Source organism: Pseudomonas sp. AKS31 (assembly GCF_023634765.1).
GTDB lineage: Bacteria > Pseudomonadota > Gammaproteobacteria > Pseudomonadales > Pseudomonadaceae > Aquipseudomonas.
The window spans coordinates 122646-146041 of record NZ_JAMLFX010000007.1; the positions used below are offsets into that span (position 1 = coordinate 122646).

The 23396-nt window shown below is 61.1% G+C and carries 22 protein-coding genes; 11 read left to right on the plus strand and 11 right to left on the minus strand.

Annotation, left to right across the window (positions count from 1 at the left end; translation table 11 throughout):
* Positions 1-142: 142 nt before the first annotated feature.
* Positions 143-847 (plus strand): YebC/PmpR family DNA-binding transcriptional regulator, encoded by a 705-nt coding sequence (locus M9827_RS19075; protein ID WP_123450896.1) that lies wholly within the window; start codon positions 143-145, stop codon positions 845-847.
* A 112-nt stretch (positions 848-959) separates the two neighbouring features.
* Here M9827_RS19075 and M9827_RS19080 read toward each other — a convergent pair whose 3' ends face one another.
* On the minus strand, positions 960-2273 hold the full coding sequence (locus tag M9827_RS19080; RefSeq protein WP_250606616.1) for a leucine-rich repeat-containing protein kinase family protein: 1314 nt from the start codon (positions 2271-2273) through the stop codon (positions 960-962).
* Positions 2274-2489: 216 nt separating this feature from the next.
* On the minus strand, positions 2490-3620 hold the full coding sequence (zapE, locus tag M9827_RS19085) for a cell division protein ZapE (protein WP_250606618.1): 1131 nt from the start codon (positions 3618-3620) through the stop codon (positions 2490-2492).
* A 287-nt stretch (positions 3621-3907) separates the two neighbouring features.
* Between zapE and M9827_RS19090 the strand changes: the two genes are divergently transcribed.
* The 7 genes from M9827_RS19090 to M9827_RS19120 all read left to right on the plus strand — a co-directional run bounded on the left by M9827_RS19090 (position 3908) and on the right by M9827_RS19120 (position 10352).
* A complete protein-coding gene (locus M9827_RS19090) occupies positions 3908-4429 on the plus strand; it encodes a Csu type fimbrial protein (protein ID WP_250606619.1) in 522 nt (173 codons plus the stop codon).
* A 99-nt stretch (positions 4430-4528) separates the two neighbouring features.
* Positions 4529-5062, plus strand: coding sequence for a Csu type fimbrial protein (locus M9827_RS19095; protein WP_250606620.1), 534 nt, complete (start codon positions 4529-4531; stop codon positions 5060-5062).
* Positions 5063-5082: 20 nt separating this feature from the next.
* Positions 5083-5619, plus strand: a complete 537-nt coding sequence (locus tag M9827_RS19100) for a Csu type fimbrial protein (protein ID WP_250606621.1) — start codon at positions 5083-5085, stop codon at positions 5617-5619.
* A gap of 4 nt (positions 5620-5623) precedes the next feature.
* Positions 5624-6124 carry a Csu type fimbrial protein gene (locus tag M9827_RS19105; RefSeq protein ID WP_250606622.1) on the plus strand — a complete coding sequence of 167 codons (501 nt, stop codon included), beginning with the start codon at positions 5624-5626 and terminating at the stop codon, positions 6122-6124.
* Positions 6125-6157: 33 nt separating this feature from the next.
* A complete protein-coding gene (locus M9827_RS19110; protein ID WP_250606624.1) occupies positions 6158-6946 on the plus strand; it encodes a fimbrial biogenesis chaperone in 789 nt (262 codons plus the stop codon).
* A gap of 80 nt (positions 6947-7026) precedes the next feature.
* On the plus strand, positions 7027-9384 hold the full coding sequence (locus M9827_RS19115) for a fimbria/pilus outer membrane usher protein (RefSeq protein ID WP_250606626.1): 2358 nt from the start codon (positions 7027-7029) through the stop codon (positions 9382-9384).
* Complete coding sequence (locus M9827_RS19120; RefSeq protein WP_250606628.1) at positions 9381-10352, plus strand: Csu type fimbrial protein; 972 nt, start codon at positions 9381-9383, stop codon at positions 10350-10352. The genes M9827_RS19115 and M9827_RS19120 overlap by 4 nt, the downstream gene beginning before the upstream one ends.
* 123 nt (positions 10353-10475) lie before the next feature.
* Here the strand turns inward: M9827_RS19120 and M9827_RS19125 are convergent, their stop codons facing one another.
* Together M9827_RS19125 and M9827_RS19130 are read right to left on the minus strand one after the other, a co-directional pair.
* A complete protein-coding gene (locus tag M9827_RS19125; protein ID WP_250606629.1) occupies positions 10476-11231 on the minus strand; it encodes an anti-sigma factor family protein in 756 nt (251 codons plus the stop codon).
* Positions 11228-11734 (minus strand): sigma-70 family RNA polymerase sigma factor, encoded by a 507-nt coding sequence (locus M9827_RS19130; RefSeq protein ID WP_250606630.1) that lies wholly within the window; start codon positions 11732-11734, stop codon positions 11228-11230. The genes M9827_RS19125 and M9827_RS19130 overlap by 4 nt, the downstream gene beginning before the upstream one ends.
* A 157-nt stretch (positions 11735-11891) precedes the next feature.
* Between M9827_RS19130 and M9827_RS19135 the strand changes: the two genes are divergently transcribed.
* Both M9827_RS19135 and M9827_RS19140 read left to right on the plus strand, forming a co-directional pair.
* Entirely contained in the window at positions 11892-12998 is a 1107-nt protein-coding gene (locus tag M9827_RS19135) for a catalase family peroxidase (RefSeq protein ID WP_250606632.1), read from the plus strand.
* Complete coding sequence (locus M9827_RS19140; protein WP_250606633.1) at positions 12995-13540, plus strand: cytochrome b; 546 nt, start codon at positions 12995-12997, stop codon at positions 13538-13540. The genes M9827_RS19135 and M9827_RS19140 overlap by 4 nt, the downstream gene beginning before the upstream one ends.
* Here the strand turns inward: M9827_RS19140 and M9827_RS19145 are convergent.
* From M9827_RS19145 to M9827_RS19155, 3 genes are all read right to left on the minus strand, one after another.
* Entirely contained in the window at positions 13537-14730 is a 1194-nt protein-coding gene (locus tag M9827_RS19145; RefSeq protein ID WP_250606634.1) for an MFS transporter, read from the minus strand. The genes M9827_RS19140 and M9827_RS19145 overlap by 4 nt on opposite strands.
* A 147-nt stretch (positions 14731-14877) precedes the next feature.
* On the minus strand, positions 14878-16029 hold the full coding sequence (locus M9827_RS19150) for a M14 family metallopeptidase (RefSeq protein WP_250606636.1): 1152 nt from the start codon (positions 16027-16029) through the stop codon (positions 14878-14880).
* A gap of 479 nt (positions 16030-16508) precedes the next feature.
* Positions 16509-16847 (minus strand): DUF6124 family protein, encoded by a 339-nt coding sequence (locus M9827_RS19155; RefSeq protein WP_250606638.1) that lies wholly within the window; start codon positions 16845-16847, stop codon positions 16509-16511.
* Positions 16848-16976: 129 nt separating this feature from the next.
* On the opposite strand from M9827_RS19155, the gene M9827_RS19160 reads away from it, so the two are divergent.
* A complete protein-coding gene (locus M9827_RS19160) occupies positions 16977-17636 on the plus strand; it encodes a LexA family protein (RefSeq protein WP_250606639.1) in 660 nt (219 codons plus the stop codon).
* A gap of 39 nt (positions 17637-17675) precedes the next feature.
* On the opposite strand, the gene M9827_RS19165 is transcribed toward M9827_RS19160, so the two are convergent.
* Genes M9827_RS19165 through M9827_RS19180 form a run of 4 tightly spaced genes read right to left on the minus strand, consistent with a single transcriptional unit; the run spans position 17676 to position 23237 of the window.
* Positions 17676-19625, minus strand: coding sequence for an acetyl/propionyl/methylcrotonyl-CoA carboxylase subunit alpha (locus tag M9827_RS19165; RefSeq protein ID WP_250606640.1), 1950 nt, complete (start codon positions 19623-19625; stop codon positions 17676-17678).
* Positions 19625-20440, minus strand: a complete 816-nt coding sequence (locus tag M9827_RS19170) for a gamma-carboxygeranoyl-CoA hydratase (RefSeq protein WP_250606641.1) — start codon at positions 20438-20440, stop codon at positions 19625-19627. The genes M9827_RS19165 and M9827_RS19170 overlap by 1 nt, the downstream gene beginning before the upstream one ends.
* A 13-nt stretch (positions 20441-20453) precedes the next feature.
* On the minus strand, positions 20454-22061 hold the full coding sequence (locus M9827_RS19175; protein ID WP_250606642.1) for a carboxyl transferase domain-containing protein: 1608 nt from the start codon (positions 22059-22061) through the stop codon (positions 20454-20456).
* A gap of 12 nt (positions 22062-22073) precedes the next feature.
* A complete protein-coding gene (locus tag M9827_RS19180; RefSeq protein WP_250606643.1) occupies positions 22074-23237 on the minus strand; it encodes an isovaleryl-CoA dehydrogenase in 1164 nt (387 codons plus the stop codon).
* Positions 23238-23396: the final 159 nt, after the last annotated feature.

The window sequence follows — 23396 nt, forward strand, 5'->3', positions numbered from 1 at the left end:
TCAGAATCGCCCTACAACCCCTGGTGAAGATGTCGATTCTGCATTGTGTTTTTTTGGTCGATTGCCGACTTTAGGCCGTATAAACTTGGCGCCACGCGTCGGCCAATAGATGTCTCGGCGCCACAGATCAAGAGAGTGAGTAATGGGCGCACAGTGGAAGGTTAAACACAAAGAAGCGGCAGCCAACGCCAAGGGCAAGATCTTCGGCAAACTGGTGAAGGAAATCACCATCGCTGCCCGCAACGGTGCCGATACCGCCACCAACGCACACCTGCGTCTGGTGGTCGAACAGGCCAAGAAAGCCTCGATGCCAAAGGAAACCCTGGACCGCGCGATCAAGAAAGGTGCAGGTCTGCTGGGTGAAACCGTGCAATACCATCGCGTGACCTACGAAGGGTTCGCCCCGCACCAGGTGCCGCTGATCGTTGAGTGCGTGACCGACAACATCAACCGTACCGTCGCGGAAATCCGTGTCGCGTTCCGTAAAGGCCAACTGGGGGCTTCCGGCTCCGTGGCGTGGGACTTCAACCACGTCGGCATGATCGAGGCTTCGCCGGATACCCCGGACGCCGATCCGGAAATGGCCGCGATCGAAGCCGGTGCGCAGGATTTCGAAGCCGGTGAAGACGGCGCGACGCTGTTCCTGACCGACCCGACTGACCTCGATTCGGTGCAGAAAGCACTGCCAGAGCAGGGTTTTACCGTGCTGTCGGCCAAGCTCGGCTACCAGCCGAAAAACCCGGTCAGCGGTTTGAGCGACGAGCAGATGGCTGAAGTTGAAGCGTTCCTCGAAGGCCTCGACAACCATGATGACGTGCAGGACATGTTTGTTGGTCTGGCGGGCTGATCGACTGCGTCAGTGATAGCCTCATCGCTGGCAGGCTAGCTCCCACACCGGATCTGTGGCGTTCACAAATCCCCTGTAGGCGCTAGCCTGCCAGCAATTGACCGCGCTGCGGTCACAGACCTTCAAGTTGCTTGATAACCTCTCCGAACCCAGGCCGCGCCAGCACATCCGCCTGACAGCAACGCCGCTCCAGCTCTTCAAGCACCGTACGCTGCTCATCACTCAACCCTGAGTCGATGCGCGCCAGCAATTCCCCCAGCAAAATCCCGAACGCGCGCACTTCGATGCGTTGCAACGCGCGCGTTTCTGCTGTGTCGACGACCGCATGGAACGAAGCCCCGCCAAAATCCCCGAGCAGGCAATCGCCGCGCTCGTTCAACAGAATGTTGTGCCCGTAGAGATCACCGTGGGTGATGCCTTGCCGATGCAGGTGTTCGGCTGCCGAAGCGATGCCTTTGGCAATGTTCAGCGCGACCTCGGCACTGAACCGGCAATCATCGGCGTACACATCCCGCGAGCAGGACGCCAGGCTGGGCAGGTCGGCGAGGTTGCGGAACGACGGATCGATCAATTGCATCACCAATCCTTGCTGGCCGTCGGGGTGACCGCTGATGCGACCCTCGACACGGATCAGATTGGGATGCAGGCCTGCGGTGATGCAGGCATTCATTTCGTGCAGCGGCGAGCCGTCGCTGGTCATTTCACCTTTGTACAACTTCACCGCAACCGGCGTGACTGAGCCATCGTCGCGTTGCCAGCTCGCCCGGGAAATCACCCCCGAAGCGCCTTCGCCCAGGCGTTGCTCCAGACGCAGCGCCGACCAGGCGATTTGCGCCGTCGCCTCGAGTGCGGCGGCGTCCGCCTCGGTTTCCAGCGGGTTACCGGCGTAGGCCAGCCAGGTCAGGCTCGGCAGCGCGAGCAGCCACTGTGGCAGCTCGGTCAGACGGTTGGCGGAGATGCGCAACAGCTCCAGACGATGGCAGTTGCTCAGCGAGGGCGGCAGCGCTTGCAGGCGGTTGCCGGACAGCATGAGTTTTTGCAGGGCAGGGCGCTCACCGAGTTCGCTCGGCAGGCTTTCGATGCAGTTGTCGGTGAGGATCAGCCAGCGCAGCTGCGGCGGCAGGGCGGCTCCCGGTACGTTGACGATGCGGTTGGCCCTGAAACCGACCATCGTCAACGCAGCGCATTGGCCGAGGCAGACCGGCAGTTCGGTGAACGGGTTGTCGGAACAGAACAGCACCCGCAAGCGCGTCAGACGGTGCAAGTCATCCGGCAGGCTGCTCAGGGCGTTGCCGCTGAGGTTGAGGATTTCCAGGGTGTCGGCCAGGTCGAAAATCTCCCGCGGGAATTCGCTCAGGCCACAGGACAGATCCAGACGCGTAATGCCCGACAACTCGCCGGCGCGTAATTGAGCAAGGGTGTGCATGTTGGTGTTCGCTATTGATCGGTGGAGCGACGCTGGGGCGCTGGGAATGGGCGACATGATAACGGCAAAGCCCGGGTTTGAATTGGATAGGCGGCGAAACTTCAGTTGCCCTTGGTGGGAGCGAGCCTGCTCGCGAAGGCGGAGTGTCAGAAGCTGATGTTTTGACTGATAGGGCGCTTTCGCGAGCAGGCTCGCTCCCACAGGGGAATGGCGTGCTCAGGTCGGTTCGTGCACTTCCTGCAACTGCCCCAACCGACTGCGCGTGCGCGCCAGGTCAATGGCCTGGCCATCCAGGCTCGTGCACAAAGGCAGCCGGCCGAGCAGCGTCAGGTGCTTGTCCTGGTCGTACAGCACGTCGATCAGGTTGATGAAGCGCTGTTGCGCGGCGATCGAGCATTTGCCCAGTTCCGGCAGATCTTCGATGATCCAGCGGTCGAAACGGCGACACAGTTCCAGATAATCCATGACCGCCGTTGGCTGTTCACACAGGTCGTCGAAGGTAAAACCGACACGCCGCTCTTCACACAAGCGCGCCTGAATCTGCCGGGTGCCGACCGTTAGCGTAACGGCCGGTGCCTCGGCAGGCGGCAGATCCAGGGCGGCGCGTTGTGCTGGCGTGGCCGGCCATACGTAATGCCCTTGAGTGAATATCTGGTGCGCAGCGTGGCGCGTCTGGCTGCGGTAATCGTGCGGGCCGCCGACTTCCATCACCTGCATGTGGGTATTGATCAGTTCGATCACCGGTTTGAAGCGGGCGTGATAGAGCGGATTGGGCAGCAAACCTTCAGGGGCATAGTTGGAAGTGACCAACAGCAGAATCCGCCGTTTGAACAACGCCTTGAACAACCGGGTGATGAGCATGGCATCGCCGATGTCGTGCACATGAAACTCGTCGAAACACAGCACCCGACAATCCTGCAGCAGTTCGTCGAGGGTCACTTCGAGGGCATTGTCCTGCTGGCGATGGCTGAACATGCCCTGATGCAATTGCGCGAAGAACTGATGGAAATGCAGACGCCGTTTCTGGGTGATCGGCAGGGCCTGAAAGAAGCCGTCGAGCAGCCAGCTCTTGCCACGCCCGACCGCGCCGAACAGATACAGGCTTGGCGCTGTTCGGCTGCTGGCGCCAAACAACAGGCTGGCCTGCTGCGCCATGCACTCGATGACGCGCTGCTGGCTGTGGCTGAGGGTGTAACCCTGGCCGCCGGCCTTGTGCCGGAAGTAATCGCGGATCGACTGGGCACTGGCGTCATGCCCGGCGCTGGCCGGCAGACCCTTGCCGAACCAGCGGCGCAACGCTGGCCAGCGCTGGATCAGTCGCGATCGTTTCGGCGGGTGGGCAGGCACTGTCGGCGTCTCCGTGTTCGTCAAAACCGGCGCCCGAGAGCGCGGCGATTTAGTGTAACCAGACACTGACTTGGCCAGCCACCGCGATGCGTTGAGAGAGGGCGGTAATTGAACAAATTTGTGTGGCACGTATAGCTATTTCTAGTGACTTGGCCCGACCTGCTGCCAACCTTTCGAAACATCTTCTGGGCGATTTGTGGATCCAATCGACTGGCGGAATCGTTGACCGTTGCTAACCTCAATCACAGAAACGACGTCGCAAGTGATTACTGACAAGGAACGGCGCAGTGAATGTACATGGGGGCATCGCGCTGCTGGGCGTACTGGTTGCGCCCGTCTGCGCGGCGGATCTTCAGGTTGAAGTGCGTGTCGACGTGCAGCGCGGCTGTCAGTTGATCGGCCAGCAACGAAGCGCCGGCATTGAGCAACTGGGCGTGCTCGACTTCGGCAGCACCGCGCGCCTCGATGACCTGGCCGGGCCGTTGGCCGCCGCGTTGACCAATCAGCGCCTGCCACGGCTGGAGTGCAACCCGGACACGCCGTACCAGATGCGCGTCGATGGCGGCTTGCATGGGGGTGTCGGTGAAGTCCGCTACATGGCCGGTTCGGCCGGCAGCAAACCGATTCCGTACCGCTTGTATCAGGACGCGGCGCGCCGGGTACCGCTGGAGGTAGATGTGCCGGTCAGCGGGCGGGTGCCGGACAGTGGCACGGTGGAGTTGCCGCTGTATGCGCGGATCGAGCGTTTGGCTGAGGTGCCACGGGTCAGCCGTTATACGGATCTGGTCAAGGTGACGGTCACCTGGTGATCACAGTTTCAAGGCAACCGATGGACGCGGGTGCGCAAGGAAGGCGTTCAAGGATGAGCGCGGTTATGGAGTCAGCGTAAAGGAGCAGGGACGGGCGCAATGACAGGCAAACACTGGATGGTGGTGGCGGCAGGTACGCTGGCCTTGCTCGCCGAAGACGCGCAAGCGGCGATGAGCGGGCAAATCAATGCGCGGTTGATCCTGATTGCCGGCTGCGAAGTCACCAATACCAGCACGCCCGACAGTCCGGTCAGTGCCCTCGGCACCCTTGATTTCGGTCTTCAGGGGCCTACCTGGAACGCACCGATCAAGGCCAGTCTGGATGGCGACAGCAGCGGCAAGCTCAATGTCGCCTGCAACCCTTCGGTCACCGGTTTCACTGTCACCATCGACGGCGGCACCCATGGTGACGGCAATACCCGGCGCCTGAGCAACGGCCGCCAGACCATCCCCTATCAGCTGTTCGTCGATCCCTCCGGTGTCCGCAGTTACAGCATCGGCCAGCAACATAATTTCGCTGTCACCAGCGGTGCGCAGATACCCATTCCGGTATTTGGCTCGGTGGTGGCGAACACCCGCGCGGTACCGGCAGGGGTTTATACCGACACCCTGACGGTGACGCTCGACTGGTAACCCCGTAGAGGACGGACACCATGCGTACGTTTGCATCAAGGATAGGTTTGTCGCTGCTCGGCCTGGCGCTGGTTTCCGGTGCCAACGCCGCCACCACGGTCACCGGCCAGATCACCTCCAGTCTGATTCTGATCAGCAGTTGTGAGGTCAACGGCGCTGGCGGCTCCACCGGGCTGAACTTCGGTGCGTTGAACTTCGGTACCGCCAACAGCCTGTTCACCACGGCCACCGGGCAAGTGTTGGGCGGCGGTGGCGGGGCCTTGTCGATTCTCTGCTCCAGCGGTACCACGCCGACGGTCAAGGTGCGTGCCGGTGCCCACGACGGCATGTCACCGGGCGGCACACGAGCGTTGTACGACGGTGTCGCCAATTATGTGCCGTACGACTTGTACACCGATGCCGGGCACTCACAACTGTTGGCGATTGACGGGACGATCAACCTCGCCGCCAGTACCGGTGTCGCGCAAACGGTGAATATTTACGGGCAGGCGGTGGGCAAGGCCGGTTTGCCAGCGGGGACGTACACCGACACCGTCGCTGTTGAACTGACGTTCTGATGCCATGCGCCGCCATGGCTGTGCCGCGCTGGTTCTGCTCTGTGCGGGCAGTGCGCCGCTGCCGCTGACCGCCGCGACGAGCCAGACTTTTCAGGTGAGCGCAACGGTCACCGCGGGGTGTCTGGTGGTGGGCGGGGTGTCGAACTATGGCGGGCTGAATTTCGGTTCGCGTTCGGCACTGGCCACCGGCACCGTGCAGGTCGCGCTGACCGGCGGGGTGCAACTGCAATGCACGCCGGGCGTGACGCTGAGCATGAGCGTCGATGGCGGTCAGTACAACAGCAGTGGCCGGCACATGCAGGTCAACAGCGGCAGCGCGCGGGTGGCGTATGCGCTGTTCAGCGATGCGGCCTACAGCCAGAGCCTGGGCATCGGCCAGAGTGTGGCGGTGGCCTACAGCGATGCGAACAACATCAGCCTGCCGATTTACGGTCAGGTGCAATTGCCGGGCAATCAGCCTGGGGGGACGTACAGCGACGTGTTGCAGGTGCAGCTGTCGTGGTAAGGCGAAGTTGAATGGCCGACAAGGAGCAGGTTTATGGGGTCAGTTACGTCACGGCACTCGCGCGTGCGTTGCGCGATGTGGGCGTTGGTCATGCTTGGGGCCAGCAATGCACACGCGGCCAGTTCGGTGCTGATCTGGCCGATCGATCCGGTGCTGGAGGCTGATCAACAGGCCAGTGCGCTGTGGCTGGAAAACCGCGGCAGCGAAACCGCCAATCTGCAGATCCGTGTGTTCGGCTGGAGCCAGAGTGGGTTCACCGAGCAATACCAGAACCAGCGCGACGTGATCGGCAGCCCGCCGGTGGCGAAAATCGAGCCGGGGCAAAAACAACTGGTCCGCCTGACCCGGACCAAGGAAGTGCCGCCGGGGCAGGAACTGGCCTACCGGATCATCATTGACGAAATTCCCTCCGCACAACCCGCGACTGCCGACGGCGGTAAAACAGCAGCAGCGATCCGCTTCCAGATGCGCTACTCGGTGCCGCTGTTTGCCTACGGCGCCGGGCTGTGGAGCAAGGAAGACAGCAGCCGCGTGCGTGATCCCAAGGGTGTCGGCCTGCCGCAATTGAGCTGGCGCACAGTTGCAGTCGACGGCAAGCCCTATGTCGAAGTGCGTAATCAGGGCGCGGTGCATGCGCGACTGACCGACGTGGCAATCAAGCAGGCAGGGCAGAGCAGACCGCTGGCCGAAGGATTGTTGGGTTATGTGTTGCCGGGCGCGGTGATGCGCTGGCCGGCACCGGGGCCGTTGGCCGGTGATTCGGCGTTGCAGGTGCGGGTGAACGGCGCGCCGCAGGTGCAGAGCATTACACCTGCCAATTGAGTCAGTCGTAGCACAGGCATCTGACGTCGGCTAAAGCGGAATCAGGGAGGATTCAGTCCATTGACGGACGTAAAACGCGTATGAACCCGGGACGGGTTCGCCGTATTCAGCGTCCGTTGTGGCTCATCACCGGCGCGTGTTGCCTGATGTTCGTTCAACCATCCGGGGCCGGCGATCTGCCTCCGCCACCGAGCGGCATGGAGGCCGTGAGTGATGCACAGTTGTTTCTGGAACTGGTGGTCAACCAGATGAATACCGGTCGCGTGGTGGCGGTGCAGCAGCGCGACGGGCGCTTGTTCGTGCCGGCGACCGCGTTGCGCGAAACCGGCATGAAGTTGCCCGACAGCCTCGGCGCCGAGGTCGATCTGGACAGTCTGGCGGGGTTGCACAGTGAATACGACAGCGTCGGCCAGCGCTTGCTGCTGGACGTGCCGCCGGACTGGCTGCCGGAACAGTTCATCGGCAATCGCCAGGCTTACCCGCGCACCCCGGCGCTGAGCAGCTTCGGCGCGCTGTTCAACTACGACCTCTACCTCAATGACACCGACGATGCCGGTACGTATCTGGCGGCGTGGAACGAAGTGCGGCTGTTCGACAGCTGGGGCACGTTGTCCAACACCGGGCAATACCGGCGTACGTTGTCCGCTGACTCGTTCAACACGCTGGACAACGGTTACCTGCGTTACGACACCACATGGCGTTACTCCGACGACGAGCGAATGCTCACCTACGAGGCCGGTGACGTGATCAGCGGAGCGCTGCCGTGGAGCAGTTCGGTGCGGCTGGGCGGCGTGCAGTTCTCGCGAGACTTTGCCGTGCGCCCGGATCTGGTCACGTATCCATTGCCGCAATTTGCCGGCGAAGCGGCGGTGCCGTCATCGGTGGACCTGTTCATCAATGGCTACAAGTCCAGCAGCGCAGATTTGCAGCCGGGGCCTTACACGCTGACCAATATTCCGTTCATCAACGGCGCAGGCGAAGCGGTGGTGGTGACCACCGATGCATTGGGTCGGCAGGTGTCGACCACGGTGCCGTTCTACGTCACCAGCACTTTGCTGCAAAAAGGCTTGAGCGATTTTTCCGTGGCCGCCGGTACGTTACGTCGCGACTACGGTTTGAAGGATTTCAGTTACGGCCCGGGTGTCACCTCCGGCAGCCTGCGTTATGGCGTCAGCGACAGTTTCACCCTGGAAAGCCATGCCGAAGCGGCCGATTCGCTGACACTGGGCGGCCTCGGCGGCAACCTGCGGCTGGGCAATTTTGGCGTACTCAACAGCGCCCTGAGTCAAAGCCGCTTCGATGGCGAGGGCGGTCAGCAATTGAGCCTGGGCTATCAGTACAGCAATCAGCGCTTCAGCTTTTCGTACCAACGCTTGCAACGCCACGATCAATACGCCGACCTCAGCGTGGTCGATAGCCCCTACATCAGCCTGAGTCGGCGCAGCGAACAGGCGACCCTGAGCCTCAACCTCGACCGCTGGGGCAGCCTCGGCGCCGGTTATTTCGATGTACGCGCGGCGGACGACTCGCGCACGCGGCTGCTCAACCTCAGCTGGAGCAAACCGCTGTGGCGCAACAGCAGCTTCTACCTGTCGGCCAACCGCGAAATCGGTGACAGCAACTGGGCGATGCAGGCGCAACTGGTGATCCCGTTCGATCTGCGCGGCAGTCTGGCGATCAGCAGTGATCGCAGTAAAACCGGGCAGAGCCAGCAACGGATCAACTACAGTCGCGCGGTGCCCAGCGAAGGCGGCGTGGGTTTCAACCTCGGTTACGCCAAGGGTGACGGCGCTGATTATCGTCAGGCCGACGTCACCTGGCGTCTGCAATCGGTGCAGTTGCAGGCTGGTGTCTACGGCACTTCCGACGCCGAAACCCGTTGGGCCGATGCCAGTGGCTCGCTGGTATGGATGGACCGTCAGGTGTTCGCGGCAAATCGTATCGACGACGCGTTTGTAGTAGTCAGCACCGACGGTTTTGCCGACATTCCAGTGCGCTACGAAAACCAGCAGGTCGGTCAGACCGACAAGAACGGTCATCTGCTGGTGCCGTGGAGCAGCGCCTATTACCGTGGCAAGTATGAAATCGATCCACTGAATCTGCCGGCCAACGTACGCAGTCCCAATGTCGAACAACGCATCGCGGTAAGGCGCGGCAGCGGTTATCTGCTGGAGTTTCCACTGACCCGGGTGATTGCCGCGAGCATCGTACTGGTCGACACGCAACAGCGCGAACTGCCGCTGGGCGCGGGCGTGCTGCATGAGCAGAGCGGTACGCGGACGGTGGTCGGCTGGGACGGGCTGGTGTATCTGGAAAACCTGCAGGCGCAGAACTCGCTGCAGGTGACGCTGGCCGACGGTAAGACGTGTCAGGCGCAGTTCAGCGTCGATCTGAATCATGACCAGGTGCCGTTGATTGGCCCGTTGGTGTGCCAATGATCGGCGCACGCTGGTTTCTGTTGCTGGCGCTGATGCTGCCTGCGGCGGTGCAGGCCGCGTGTTCGGTGGTCAGCACTACGCCGGCGGCGTTCGGTACGCTCAGTTCGATTGCCGTGCGCACGACGTCGCAGCCCAGTTCCACCCTGAACGCAGGTTTGAGTTGCACCGGTTCGCTGCTGTCCTTGCTGACCAGCAACGACCATTTCTGGGGCACGGTGTCTTCGACTCAAAGTGGTCTGGTCGGGCCGAGCGGTGATGTCATCAGTTACACGGTCTACGCCAACAACAGCACCAGCTACCCGCTGACTCGCGGCACGGCCTTCGACTTTGCGCGCAACGGCATCATCGATGCCCTCGGCCTGCTCAACGGTACGACGCCGAAAACGGTGCCGCTCTACCTCGGTACAACCATCGGCAGCAACGTCGCCGCCGGGATCTACACCGAGACCCTGAGCATTTTCTGGAACTGGAATTACTGCTCGGGGATCGGCATCGGCTCCATCTGCCTCGGGCGCGATATCGCCAGCGGCACGACTTCGTTGACGGTGAACCTGACGGTGTCCAATGACTGCACGATTACTGCGCCGAACATTGCTTTCGGCAGCGCGCCGGTGGTCAGCGCTTTTACGCCGGTGACCGGACAGACGATCAATCTGGCCTGCACCAAGGGCAGTGCCTACACCGTGGGGCTGAGTGACGGGCAGAACGCTGTGAGTGTCGGCGGCCGGCGAAGGATGATTTCCGGAAGCAATTATCTGGCCTACGACATTTTCAAAAGTGCCGGCACCACGCGCTGGGGCAGTGTCGGCGCGGCGCGGCGGGCGAGTACCGATGCCGAGGTCAATCCGGGTAACGGGCTGGGCACAGGCAGTCAGATCTTCAACTACAACGCGAAGATCTACACCGACCAGTCCACACCGCCGGCGGGCACGTATCTGGACAATGTGGTTTTGGACGTGGGTTTCTGAGCTGACACGATCCTTTTTAGGAGCTGTCGAGTGAAACGAGGCTGCGATCTTTTGATCTTGCCCTTAAGAACAAGATCAAAAGATCGCAGCGTGCCGCAGCTCCTACATAGAACAGCGGTGTTTTCAGAATGGCAGCGATTGCCTGAGCTGTTGCGCCGCCGGTGTATTGACCGGGCTGACCATCGCGTAGTTGTAGCCACCGCCCGACCAGTACTCGGCCTGCAAATCTCCGTCACTGCGCGTGCCACGCGGCAAAAAGGTGTTCTTCGGCCCCGGCGGGCGCACGTAGAAACTCACTTTATGGCCGCTGCCATCCTCATACATGACCATCGCCGCCGGCCCCTCGTCGGTGCTGAGCAGGCGCCCGCTGACCGGTTCAAACCCGGCCGCCTTCAGATCGGGCAAGCGACTGGCCCGGTTGAAATAGCGGTCGAGCCAGCGCTGCATGTCGCCATCGCTGTCGACCTTGTAATCAGCCGGCAACATGCCTTGCTGGGCAATCAGGCGATAGGCCTGCAAGGCGTCGGTCATTGGCAGCATGGGCGGGCGCACGAGGGTCATTTCCCGCGCCTGCCAGCCACTGAAGCCGCCGACGCTGACCGCGATCAGCAGCACCGCGGCACTGGCCAGATGCCGCCGTGCCTGGCGTTGGCGGCGCTGGCGAATCATCGCCGGGTCAAGCGCCGGATTGGCCGGTTGCTGTAGTGCGCCGCTGAGTGCCGCGCGCAGTTGCTGGGCATCCTGTTGCCAGGCGCGAACCTGCGCCGCTTCGTCGGGGTGACTGGCCAGCCAGGTGTCCAGCACACGCCTGTCGGCGTCGCTGAGCTGGTGGTCGACATAGGCGTGCAGGTCACGCTCGTTGGGAGGCAGGCTGATCATTTGAGTATCCGCAAAGAAGGGCTGCTGATTTCGCCGTCGCTGAGTTGGCGCAAGGCCTGGCGGGCGCGGGACAGGCGCGACATCACGGTGCCGATCGGGGCGCCGAGAATCTCGGCGACCTCTTTATAGGAAAGGCCTTCCACCGAGACCATCAGCAGCAGGGCACGCTGCTCGGTGGGCAGGCGGTCGAAGGCTTGCAGGGTCGACTGGGCGATGACGGTACGCTCCACCGACGGTTCGGCATCGTCGCGACCGGTGAAGAATTCGAGCATGCGCGCATAGCGCCGGGCGCGGCGATGGGCGTCGAGAAACTGCCGATACAGAATCGCAAACAGCCAGGCACGCAAGTCGCCGTCGGCACGTTTATCGCCCCAACTCGACAGGGCCCGCTCAAGGCACGCCTGCACCAGATCGTCGGCGCTGCTGCTGTTGCGTGTCAGTGACACGGCAAAGCGGCGCAATCTGGGAATGATTTCTCTCAACTGTTCGTCGAATTCGCTCATGAAATTCTACTAGTCACTACGCTGTGGACTAGGGAGACGCCCGCCGTTGGAGGTTATTCCACGTTCGGAAAAATAAATACCGTCGCGTGGAATAAACCCGGACGAGGCGCGTCTTGCTGATTCTTCCTACTTGTGGCCGATGGCCCTGGAGTTTTTCATGGTTGATCGTTCATCACCCAACGCTTCACCGCCCGGCGGGCCGCAGCGCCCGCCACTGAGTGCCGCGAGCCTGATATTGCGTCTGGGCGGCATTGCCGTGGTAGTCGCCGCAGTGGCGGGGGCGTTTGCCTACGTTCACGGTAACTTCGACCCACAACGTCTGACGCCGAAAGCGCTGGTCGATGTGCTGGAGAAGAACAACGGCGTGCATCCTGGGTTTCGCCGTAACCACGCCAAAGGCGTGTGCGTGATCGGGCATTTCGAAAGCAGTGGTGAGGCACGAGTATTCTCCACCGCGCAGGTGTTCAACGAGCCGCGGACTCCGGTGGTGGGGCGTTTTGCCCTGCCGGCAGGCAATCCGTACGCACCGGACAGCAGCGTGCCGATTCGCAGTCTGGCGTTGCGTTTTACCCAGGCCAACGGGCAGCAGTGGCGCACCGGGATGAACAGCATGCCGGTGTTCCCGGTCGGTACGCCTGAAGCGTTTTATCAATTGCAGCAGGCGCAATCGCCAGACCCTGCCACCGGTAAACCTGACCCGGCCAAAGTCCCGGCGTTTTTCGCCGCGCACCCGGAAACCGTGCCGTTTCTGACCTGGGTGAAGACGGCCAAACCGTCGGCCAGTTACGCCACTGAAACCTATAACAGCGTCAACGCGTTTTATCTGGTCGATGCCAGCGGTAAAAAGCAGGCCGTGCGCTGGAGCATGACCCCGTTGGCGCACGATGCTGCGGGCGCCAGTGCGCCGGAGGGCGGCGATTTTCTCGAGAAGGATCTGGTGCAACGATTGGCGGCGGCGCCGCTGCGTTTTCAGTTGAATATCACCCTGGCCAACCCTGAAGATCCAGTGAACGACGCCAGCAAGACCTGGCCCGAGGGGCGCAAAGTGTTGAACGCCGGCACGCTGGTGCTGGAAAAGACCCAGCCGCAATTGAGCGGCGAATGCCGTGACATCAACTATGACCCGCTGGTACTGCCAGCCGGCATTCAGGGTTCCGACGACCCGTTGCTCGCGGCCCGTTCCGCCGGTTACGCCAATTCCTACCTGCGCCGCACCAGCGAAGTCAGCCAGTTGCCCGCCGCCAAACAGGAGGCTCGCCCATGAGCACCCAACCGACGCATTTCGCCCTGTTGGCGCGGCTGCTGCACTGGCTGATGGCGCTGATGATCATCGCCATGCTGTTTATCGGCGCCGGCATGGTCACCTCGGTGTCCGAGCGGCATGAATGGCTGATCCATCTGCACAAACCGCTGGGCATCGCGATTCTGGCGCTGGTGATTGTGCGTTTGCTGGTGCGGCTCACCACGCGCCAGCCGCCGCTGCCAGCCGATCTGCCGGGCTGGCAGGTGCTGGCGGCCAAGGCTTCGCATTTGCTGTTGTACGCATTGATGCTGGTGTTGCCGTTGCTCGGTTGGGCGATGATCAGCGCTTCGGGTGAGCCGGTGATGCTCAGCACAACGTTGCAGTTGCCAGCGATTGTTCCGGCCGATGCGCAGTTGTTTGCGTTTCTGCGCAAGGCTCACGGGTATCTGGCCTATCTGCTGTTCCTGACGGTGCTGCTGCACCTGGCGGCGGCGTTGTTTCATGGCTGGATCCGCCGCGACGAGGTGCTCGACAGCATGTTGCGTGGTCGCGAACGCAGCTAACCCGTTTGCGTGGCGCATCGTACCGGTGCGCCGCGTTTCAGGGTCAGCCACCAGTACGCCAGCGCCACGGCGTTGATGCCCGCACCGAGCAGGCACACGCCGATCCAGCCGGCCCACGCGTACATCGCGGTCGAGCCGATGGAACCGAGCGCGCTGCCGATCGAATAGAACAGCATGTATCCGGCGGTGAGACGGCTTTGCGCTTCGGGGCGCACGCTGTAGATCATGCTCTGGCTGGTGACGTGCACGGCTTGCAGACCCAGATCAAGGGTGATTACGCCGAGCAGCAATGCCCACAGCGAGGATTGAGTCAGGGCAATCGGCAGCCACGAAGCAAGCATCAGCAACAGCGAAAGACCGCTGACCCATTGCCCGAGTCCGCGATCAGCCAGATGCCCGGCCCGTGCGGCAGCCAGCGCGCCGGCGGCGCCAGCCAGTCCGAACAGTCCGATTTCACTGTGCGACAGGGACAGTGGCGGGGCGGCCAGTGGCAACACCATCGGCGTCCACAGCACCATCGCACTGGCGAAAGTCAGCAACGCGAGGATCGCGCGTTGGCGCAGCACCGGTTCTTCTCTGAACAGGCTGAATACCGAAGCGATCAGTGCAAGGTAGCGAGTTGTCGGCTGTGGGGCTTCATGTTTGGGAAGAATGCGAAACAGTAGCAACGCCATCAATAGTGTCAGCCCGGCTGACAGGAAGTAAATCGCTCGCCATCCGGCCAGATCGGCCATACCGCCGGCGACCGTTCGCGCCAGCAAGATGCCGACGACGATACCGCTGGTGACTACACCGACCACGCGCCCGCGTTGGGCCGGGATGGCCAGCGTCGCGGCGTAAGCCACCAACACCTGCGTCACTACTGCGAGCAGCCCTGTCAGGGTCATGCCGAGCAACAACCAGACACTGTTGGGCGCCAACGCGATCATCAACAACGCCACAGCCGACAGCAGTGTCTGGTTGACGATCAATTTGCGGCGGTTAAGCAGGTCGCCAAGGGGTACCAATAACACCAGGCCGATGCCGTAGCCGATTTGCGTCAGGGTGATGACGATGCCGATGGTCGCCGGCGACATGGCAAACGCCTCGGCCATCGCGTCCAGTAATGGCTGGGCGTAATACACATTGCCCACGGCCAGACCGCAGGCCACGGAGAACAGCAACACGGCAGTGCTTTTGAGAGGTTTCATATCCCGCATCCTTTTAGGTTTCAAAATAAAACCTTGGTCACGGTATTGGTGCAGGTTTTATTTTGCAACCTGTTTGCGCGAGAGTGTGAATGGCAAAAAGCAAAAGATCGCAGACAAGCTGCGATCTTTACCGGACGGAGGAGGGGATCAGCGCAGGGTATCAACCATGTCAGCGATGGTCGTCAGCACGTCTTTACCCAACTGTTTGGAGCGTTTACCCGACCAGCCGGTGACTTTGTCGGGATGGTCGTCGTGATCCTTGAACGGCATTTCCAGAGTCAGCGACAGGCAGTCATATTTCTGTCCGACGCTGTTGCACGCCAGGGTCATGTTGGCCTGGCCCGGTTCGTCGCGGGTGTAGCCGTACTTGGTCTGGAACTCTTTGGTGGTGTGTTTCAGGTGATTGCGGAAGTGCTCTTCAAGCTTCTCGATGCGCGGCGTATAGCCTGGATTGCCTTCGCAGCCGGCGGTGAAAACGTGAGGAATGGTTTCATCGCCATGGGCGTCCAGGAACAGATCGACGCCGTACTTTTCCATTTGCTGCTGGACGAAGAGCACCTCGGGACTGATCTCCTGGCTGGCGTTCTGCCAGGCCCGGTTCAAATCCTGACCCATGGCGTTGGTGCGCAGATGGCCATGGAACGCGCCATCTGGATTCATGTTCGGCACCAGGTACAGATCGGCACTGGCGAGCAGCTTGTTCAGCACCGGATCATCGCGTCTTTCCAGACGCTCGATCACGCCCTCCATGAACCATTCAGCCATGTGCTCACCCGGATGCTGCTGAGCGATGATCCAGATTTTGCGCTGGCCTTCGGCGCCCGTGCCTTTGCGCAACAATTGAATGTCGCGACCTTCGACACTTTTACCGGTCGCCAATAATTCCGTGCCGGCCTTGGTCAGCGCCTGCTCGATCAGCCAGTCGTGACGGCCACGGCTGTAGGGTTCGAAGTAGGCGAACCAGGCGTGGGTCTGGGTAGCTTCCAGGCAAAAGCGCAGGCAGTCGCCTTCGTAAATAGTCGGCACGCGGAACCAGTTGACATGATCGTAAGACGCTACAGCCTGATAACCCGGCCAGCCCTTGCTGTAGGTAGATTGGCTGGCGTTGTTCAGGCGGAACCAGTGTTCCTGGCCGACATGCAGGCCGCTGGCCTTGAAATGGAACCACTGGAAATGGGCGCTGCGGGTATCCGGGCGAATGGCCAGAACCGGATTGAGCGGATTGCTGATGTCGATAACCTGGATGTTGCCGCTGTCGAAGTTGGCACTGATGTCGAACGAAGATTTGCCCACGGTCATAATCGATTCCTGAATATGATTTTTATGGCCGTTACTGTACACGCAGGCAGGGCTGAAACCGAGGGGAATTGCGGGGTTTGGCGGGGGGCGTCCTCCGTGACGCGCAAGCAGCTTAGAGACTGTGCAATTGATTCTCAAGTGCTAATTGTCATTAGTTTGCCCCAATGTGGCCGGGCTTCGCTTGCCAACCGATATTCTTTTGATATTATCCGCGCCATCGAATTTGCAGCACCTGAAGACTTCATTAGCCTGAAGCCATAAGCCCGAAAAACGGGCAAAAAAAGACCCGGCAAAAAGCCGGGTCAAAAACCGTGATTAGCCTGATGAGGAGATAGTCCAGAAGACCGACCTAAGGTCTCTGGTCCATCGACTGATCTCGCGATCAGCTGCATGCAATAATAATCATTATCATTTGCAAGTCAAATGTTTTTACCTGCGCGATTGGAAAATTCTTTCCTGTCCGTCCGTACTACCTTTCCTTAGACTTCCTCACCATCGAGTGAATGGTCGACCATCGCCCGCGCCATATCCACCATGTGCACCACTGAAAAGGCCAGATCGCGACTCGCGCCTTGCAGGTTTTCGGCTGCCTTGAATGCAGTCGCCGCTGCACAGCGCAACAAGTCCGAGGCGTGCACCAGGGCTTCTTCGCCACTGAGATGGCGCCTGACATCGAAAAAACGTTCGTCAACCTCAGGTTCTGACACAGCTGGTTTCAAGTAATAGTCGAGCGCTCGCTGTGCCGCCGCACTGCCTTGAGGCGAGGTGAAGGTGGTGTCCATTTGCAAATCGGGCAAGTCTTTGCTGCTGATATTCATGATGACGGGCACTCCTTGGTCGATTGAAAATCCGTGCCTTCAGGATAGTACTCTGTGTAGTTGTGACGAGAATTTAAATACTACAATATGTGTTTTGCCGGCCGAAGGCGTCCACGTAAGGTGCTGCACATGGATAAATGGATTGAGTTGGTCAAGGCCAAGATGAGTGAACTCAAAATCACTCAAACAGAGCTCGGAGAGCGCGTCGGCATGTCCCAGGGCGGGATCGGCCATTGGCTGAACAAGCGTCGCGAACCCGGTATCACTGAAATGAACCGCGTGCTGCAAGCGCTGGGCATGGATTTCCTCGAAGTGGTGCTGGTGATCCGTGAACCGCAACCAACGCCCGAGGACGAGATGCCGCTGGCGCAGAAGTACAACCCGTATTTCCGTTACCCGGTCAGTGATTGGCAGACGACGTGCGAAGTGCGCGAATGCGATCCGGCGTCCTACGCCAAGGCGGCCGGCAAACAGCGCTTCGAGCTGACGGATTATCACGCGCGTGGCCCGGCATTCTGGTTGACGGTGACGGGGGACTCAATGACCGCACCCAGTGGCCAGAGTATTGCCGAAGGCATGCTGATTCTGGTCGACCCGGCCGCCGAAGCGGTGCCCGGCAAACTGGTGATCGCGCAGTGGCCCGACAGCACTGAAGCGATTTTCCGCAAACTCGACGAAGAGGGCGGCCAGCGTTACCTGGTGCCGCTCAATCCGACGTGGCCGAAAGCCCTGCTGACCGATGAGTGCCGAATCATCGGTGTTGTGGTGCAGGCAACGGCGCGTTACTAGTCAGATCGATCCTCGCCATGCGCAGGATCGATCTCCCGTTCATACTGCTTCCAGTTCAACCAAAGCGCTGCCTTCGCCAACCATTTCACCTTCCTGGCAATACAGCGCTTTGATCACCCCGGCATGCGGCGCACGGATGCTGTGTTCCATCTTCATCGCTTCCAGCACCACCAGTTGCGCGCCGGCCTCAACCGATTGCCCGGCCTCCACCAACACACGGACGATGCTGCCGTTCATCGGCGCGGTCAAGCCGCTCTGATGGCTGTGACTGGCTTCGACAGCGCTGATCGGGTCGTACGTCTCGATACGGCGCAACTCGCCTTCCCATTGCAGGTAAAGCACATCGCTCTGGCGAATCGCACGCAACGTACGACGAACGCCCTCGTGCTCGACTATAAGTGCTTCGCCGGACAGTCTGGCGTGGCCGGCAGCATTCAGGGTCAAGGCGCGATCCTGGCCCTCGCAACTCAAATGCAAGGTGATTTCCGGCGGCAGCCCCGCACGCAAACCGCTGTTGAGAGACCAAGGCGAAGCAGCGTCATCCTGGCGTGCAAATTGTGGCAGGCTGTGCGCCACCGCCTGAGCCGCAGCGTCCCAGAACGCATCGCTCAGCGTGCCCGGAGCAGGCAGCAGTTGCTCCTGATAACGCGGAATAAACCCGGTATCCAGTTCCGACGCCGCGAACGCCGGGTGCGCAATGATCCGCCGCAAGAAGTTGATGTTGGTTTTCAAACCGCCAATCGCAAACTCGTCGAGCATGCTCAACAAACGCAACCGGGCCTGTTCGCGATCCTCGCCCCAGGCAATCAGCTTGCCGAGCATCGGGTCGTAGAACGGCGAAATTTCATCGCCTTCTTCAACCCCGCTATCCACCCGGCGCCCAGGCCCTTTGGCCGACTCGCGATACAACGCCAGACGTCCGGTCGCCGGCAGGAAGTCATTCGCAGGATCCTCGGCGTACAAGCGCACTTCAATCGCATGGCCGTTCAGCGGCACTTGTTCCTGAGTGATCGGCAGTGCTTCACCACGGGCAACGCGGATCTGCCAGGCCACCAGATCAAGACCGGTAATCGCTTCCGTCACTGGGTGCTCGACCTGTAACCGAGTGTTCATCTCCATGAAGAAGAACTCACCGCGTGCATCCAGCAGGAACTCCACCGTACCGGCGCCGACATACCCGATCGCCTGCGCCGAGCGCACGGCCGCTTCGCCCATGGCGCGACGCAATTCCGGGGACAGGCCCGGTGCCGGCGCTTCTTCGACGACTTTCTGATGGCGCCGTTGAATCGAGCAATCCCGCTCATTCAGATACAGGCAATTGCCATGCTGATCGGCGAACACCTGGATTTCCACGTGACGCGGCTTGAGCAGATATTTCTCCACCAGCATCCGTGAATCGCCGAACGAAGACTGCGCTTCACGCTGAGCCGAGGCGAGGGCTTCGGCGAGTTGGCTGACGTCCTCGACCACTTTCATGCCTTTGCCGCCACCGCCGGCTGTGGCTTTGAGCAACACTGGATAACCGATGCGTTCGCAGGCGTCGCGGAAGGTGTCGAGGTCCTGCGCTTCGCCGTGATAACCGGGCACCAGCGGCACACCGGCGGTTTCCATCAGCGCTTTGGCGGCGGACTTGCTGCCCATGGCATCGATGGCCGAGGCGGGCGGGCCGAGGAAAATCAGTCCGGCGGCTTCGATGGCGCGAGCGAATCCGGCGTTTTCCGAGAGAAACCCGTAACCCGGATGAATCGCTTGCGCGCCACTGGCCTTGGCCGCCGCGATCAATTTGTCGATTTGCAGATAACTGTCAGCCGCTTTGCTGCCACCGAGGTCGACGCGAATGTCCGCTTCACGGCTGTGCCGCGCTTCACGGTCGGTGGCGCTGTGCACGGCAACGGTGGTCAGGCCCAGGGCTTTGGCAGTACGCATCACGCGGCAAGCGATTTCGCCACGGTTGGCCACCAGCAGGGTGGTGAGAACAGGTGCGCTCATCAACGCGGCTCCTTGGTGGTGGTTACGGCTTGCCAGCTCGGTGGACGTTTTTGCAGAAAGGCGCGCAAGCCTTCCTGACCTTCCGGGCTGACGCGGATGCGGGCGATGGCGTTTTCGGTGTAGCGGCGCAGCGCCGGGGTCAATGCGCCGTTGCCGACTTCACGCAGCAAGTCCTTGCTGGCGCGCATCGCCGCGGGGCTGTTAAGCAACAGGTTGTTGATCCACTGCTCGATTTGCTGATCGAGTTCTGCCGCAGGATAGCTCTCCGACAACAAACCGATTTCCCGCGCACGTTGCCCGCCGAAACGCTCGGCGGTCAGGGCATACCGACGCGCAGCGCGTTCGCCGATGGCCTGCACCACGAACGGACTGATCACCGCCGGCGCCAGACCGATGCGCACTTCCGACAGGCAGAACTGCGCGTCATCGGCACCAATTGCCATGTCACAGCAACTGATCAGCCCCAGCGCGCCACCGAACGCCGCGCCTTGCACCACGGCCACGGTGGGGATTTTCAGCTTGGCGAGGTTGTACATCAGCTCCGCCAGTTCACGAGCATCGTCGAGGTTGGTGTGGTAATCGAGCTCGGCCGATTGCTGCATCCACGCCAGATCTGCGCCGGCGCTGAAGTGCTTGCCACGGCCACGCACCAGCAGAAAACGCAGGCTGGCGTCGCTGGCGACTTTGTCCAGCGCGAGGATCAGCTCGCGGATCATCTCGGCGTTGAAGGCGTTGTTCTTTTCCGCGCGGTTGAGCCACAGCGTCGCGAAACCCCGTGGGTCGCTTTGCAGTTCGAGGGTGTTGAAATCACTCATGAGATTCTCCCGATCACATCCGGAACACGCCGAAGCGGCTCGGTTCGATTGGCGCGTTCAGCGACGCGGACAGGGCCAGGGCCAGCACATCGCGGGTTTGCGCCGGGTCGATGACGCCGTCGTCCCACAACCGTGCGCTGGAATAGTAGGGGTGACCCTGCTCTTCATACTGGTCGAGGATCGGTTGCTTGATCTCGGCTTCCTGCTCGGCACTGAAACCCTGGCCACTGCGTTCAGCCTGTTCGCGTTTGACCTGCACCAATACGCCCGCCGCCTGCTCGGCGCCCATCACGCCGATCCGCGCGTTCGGCCACATCCACAGGAAGCGCGGATCGTAAGCGCGCCCGCACATGCCGTAGTTCCCCGCGCCGAAGCTGCCGCCAATGATCACGGTGAATTTCGGCACTTTCGCGCAAGCCACAGCCGTTACCAGTTTCGCGCCGTGCTTGGCGATGCCGCCGGCCTCGTATTTCTGGCCGACCATGAAGCCGGTGATGTTCTGCAAAAACAGTAGCGGGATGCCGCGCTGGCAGGCCAGTTCGATGAAGTGCGCGCCTTTCTGCGCGGCTTCGGCGAAAAGGATGCCGTTGTTCGCCAGAATCGCAATCGGGTAACCGTGCAGATGAGCGAAGCCGCAGACCAATGTGGTGCCGAACAGCGCCTTGAATTCATCGAACACCGAACCGTCGACCAGGCGCGCAATCACTTCGCGCACATCGAACGGCTGCTTGGCGTCGGCCGACACCACGCCGTACAACTCATCGCTGTTGTAGAGCGGAGCAATCGGTGCACGCTGTTGCACTTCACCTAGTTTGCGCCAGTTGAGGTTGGCAACGCTGCGGCGGGCGAGGGCGAGGGCGTGTTCGTCGCTCTCGGCGTAATGGTCGGCGACCCCGGAAATCTTGCAGTGCACATCGGCACCGCCCAAATCTTCGGCGCTGACCACTTCACCAGTCGCGGCTTTCACCAGCGGCGGGCCGGCGAGGAAAATCGTCGCCTGATTGCGCACCATGATCGCTTCGTCGGCCATCGCCGGCACATAAGCGCCGCCCGCGGTGCACGAGCCCATAACGACGGCGATTTGCGGAATGCCCATCGCACTCATGTTGGCCTGATTGAAGAAGATCCGCCCGAAGTGCTCACGATCCGGGAACACCTCGTCCTGGCGTGGCAGGTTGGCGCCGCCCGAGTCCACCAGATAGATGCACGGCAGACGATTCTGTTGAGCGATGGTCTGCGCGCGCAGGTGTTTTTTCACGGTCAGCGGGTAGTACGAACCCCCTTTCACCGTCGCATCGTTGGCGACGATCATGCACTCGACGCCTTCAACCCGACCGATCCCGGCAATCACCCCGGCGGCCGGCACGTCTTCACCGTAAACGGCGTGGGCAGCCAATTGGCTGATTTCCAGAAACGGCGAGCCGGGGTCGAGCAAGCGATTGATGCGCTCACGTGGCAGCAGTTTGCCGCGTGACGTGTGGCGTTCCTGAGCTTTCGCGCCACCACCCTGGGCCACTTGGGCGAGCAGGGTGTGCAGGGCGTCGACCTGTTTGAGCATTGCCGCGCTGTTGGCGGCGAACTCCGCTGAACGCGGGTTGAGCTGAGTGTGCAAGGTTGCCATGGCCAGCTCCGTTTAGCGGGTTTCGTTGAACAGTTCGCGACCGATCAGCATGCGACGGATCTCACTGGTGCCGGCGCCGATTTCGTACAGCTTGGCGTCGCGCAGCAGACGACCTGCCGGGAATTCGTTGATGTAACCGTTACCACCGAGAATCTGGATCGCATCGAGGGCCATTTGCGTGGCGCGCTCGGCGGTGTAGAGGATTACCCCGGCGGCATCCTTGCGAGTGGTTTCGCCGCGTTCGCAAGCCTGGGCCACCGCGTAGAGGTAGGCGCGACTGGCATTGAGTTGGGTGTACATGTCGGCGACTTTGCCCTGGATCAGCTGGAACTCGCCGATGCTTTGGCCAAACTGTTTGCGATCGTGGATGTACGGCACAATCAGGTCCATGCACGACTGCATGATCCCGGTCGGGCCGCCGGACAACACCACGCGCTCGTAATCGAGGCCGCTCATCAACACTTTCACGCCGCCATTGAGCACGCCGAGAATGTTTTCTTCCGGCACTTCGACGTCATCGAAGAACAGCTCGCAGGTGTTGGAACCGCGCATGCCGAGCTTGTCGAACTTGTTGCTGCGGCTGAAGCCTTTCCAGTCGCGCTCGACGATGAATGCGGTGATGCCGTGCGGGCCTTTTTCCAGATCAGTCTTGGCGTAGATCACGTAGGTGTTGGCGTCGGGGCCGTTGGTGATCCAGGTTTTGCTGCCGTTGAGGACGAAACGGTCGCCGCGTTTGTCAGCGCGCAGTTTCATCGAGACCACGTCGGAACCGGCATTCGGCTCGCTCATGGCGAGGGCGCCGACGTGTTCGCCGCTGATCAGCTTGGGCAGGTATCTGGATTTCTGTTCGTGGTTGCCGTTGCGGTTGATCTGGTTGACACAAAGATTGGAGTGGGCTCCGTAGGACAGGGCGACCGAAGCCGAACCACGGCTGATTTCCTCCATTGCCACCACATGCGCCAGGTAACCCAGGCCCGCGCCGCCGTACTCTTCCGGCACGGTGATGCCAAGCAGGCCCATGTCACCGAATTTGCGCCACATGTCGGCGGGGAACAGGTTGTCGCTGTCGATCTGCGCCGCGCGCGGGGCAATCTCCTTGGCGACAAAGGACTGAACCTGATCGCGCAGCATGTCGATGGTTTCACCGAGGGCGAAGTTCAGGGATGGATAGCTCATGGGTCACCTTTTGGCTTTTTTGTAGGGTGGGGAGAGCGGTCACTCGGCTCTCACCTTTACGTTAACGTAAGCCTGTGACGAATGGCTGTCAATCACCCTTTACGTTAACGTCAACTTGAGCGAGAGTAGGGGCAGTTCAAGATTGAAACGGAGCAGACC

Bases quoted from the DNA above. Each gene is read 5' to 3' on its own strand.
- M9827_RS19075 (WP_123450896.1), top strand. From the start codon at position 143: ATGGGCGCACAGTGGAAGGTTAAACACAAAGAAGCGGCAGCCAACGCC.
- M9827_RS19080 (WP_250606616.1), bottom strand. From the start codon at position 2,273: ATGCACACCCTTGCTCAATTACGCGCCGGCGAGTTGTCGGGCATTACG.
- M9827_RS19095 (WP_250606620.1), top strand. From the start codon at position 4,529: ATGACAGGCAAACACTGGATGGTGGTGGCGGCAGGTACGCTGGCCTTG.
- M9827_RS19100 (WP_250606621.1), top strand. From the start codon at position 5,083: ATGCGTACGTTTGCATCAAGGATAGGTTTGTCGCTGCTCGGCCTGGCG.
- M9827_RS19105 (WP_250606622.1), top strand. From the start codon at position 5,624: ATGCGCCGCCATGGCTGTGCCGCGCTGGTTCTGCTCTGTGCGGGCAGT.
- M9827_RS19110 (WP_250606624.1), top strand. From the start codon at position 6,158: ATGGGGTCAGTTACGTCACGGCACTCGCGCGTGCGTTGCGCGATGTGG.
- M9827_RS19115 (WP_250606626.1), top strand. From the start codon at position 7,027: ATGAACCCGGGACGGGTTCGCCGTATTCAGCGTCCGTTGTGGCTCATC.
- M9827_RS19120 (WP_250606628.1), top strand. From the start codon at position 9,381: ATGATCGGCGCACGCTGGTTTCTGTTGCTGGCGCTGATGCTGCCTGCG.
- M9827_RS19125 (WP_250606629.1), bottom strand. From the start codon at position 11,231: ATGATCAGCCTGCCTCCCAACGAGCGTGACCTGCACGCCTATGTCGAC.
- M9827_RS19130 (WP_250606630.1), bottom strand. From the start codon at position 11,734: ATGAGCGAATTCGACGAACAGTTGAGAGAAATCATTCCCAGATTGCGC.
- M9827_RS19135 (WP_250606632.1), top strand. From the start codon at position 11,892: ATGGTTGATCGTTCATCACCCAACGCTTCACCGCCCGGCGGGCCGCAG.
- M9827_RS19140 (WP_250606633.1), top strand. From the start codon at position 12,995: ATGAGCACCCAACCGACGCATTTCGCCCTGTTGGCGCGGCTGCTGCAC.
- M9827_RS19145 (WP_250606634.1), bottom strand. From the start codon at position 14,730: ATGAAACCTCTCAAAAGCACTGCCGTGTTGCTGTTCTCCGTGGCCTGC.
- M9827_RS19150 (WP_250606636.1), bottom strand. From the start codon at position 16,029: ATGACCGTGGGCAAATCTTCGTTCGACATCAGTGCCAACTTCGACAGC.
- M9827_RS19155 (WP_250606638.1), bottom strand. From the start codon at position 16,847: ATGAATATCAGCAGCAAAGACTTGCCCGATTTGCAAATGGACACCACC.
- M9827_RS19160 (WP_250606639.1), top strand. From the start codon at position 16,977: ATGGATAAATGGATTGAGTTGGTCAAGGCCAAGATGAGTGAACTCAAA.
- M9827_RS19165 (WP_250606640.1), bottom strand. From the start codon at position 19,625: ATGAGCGCACCTGTTCTCACCACCCTGCTGGTGGCCAACCGTGGCGAA.
- M9827_RS19170 (WP_250606641.1), bottom strand. From the start codon at position 20,440: ATGAGTGATTTCAACACCCTCGAACTGCAAAGCGACCCACGGGGTTTC.
- M9827_RS19175 (WP_250606642.1), bottom strand. From the start codon at position 22,061: ATGGCAACCTTGCACACTCAGCTCAACCCGCGTTCAGCGGAGTTCGCC.
- M9827_RS19180 (WP_250606643.1), bottom strand. From the start codon at position 23,237: ATGAGCTATCCATCCCTGAACTTCGCCCTCGGTGAAACCATCGACATG.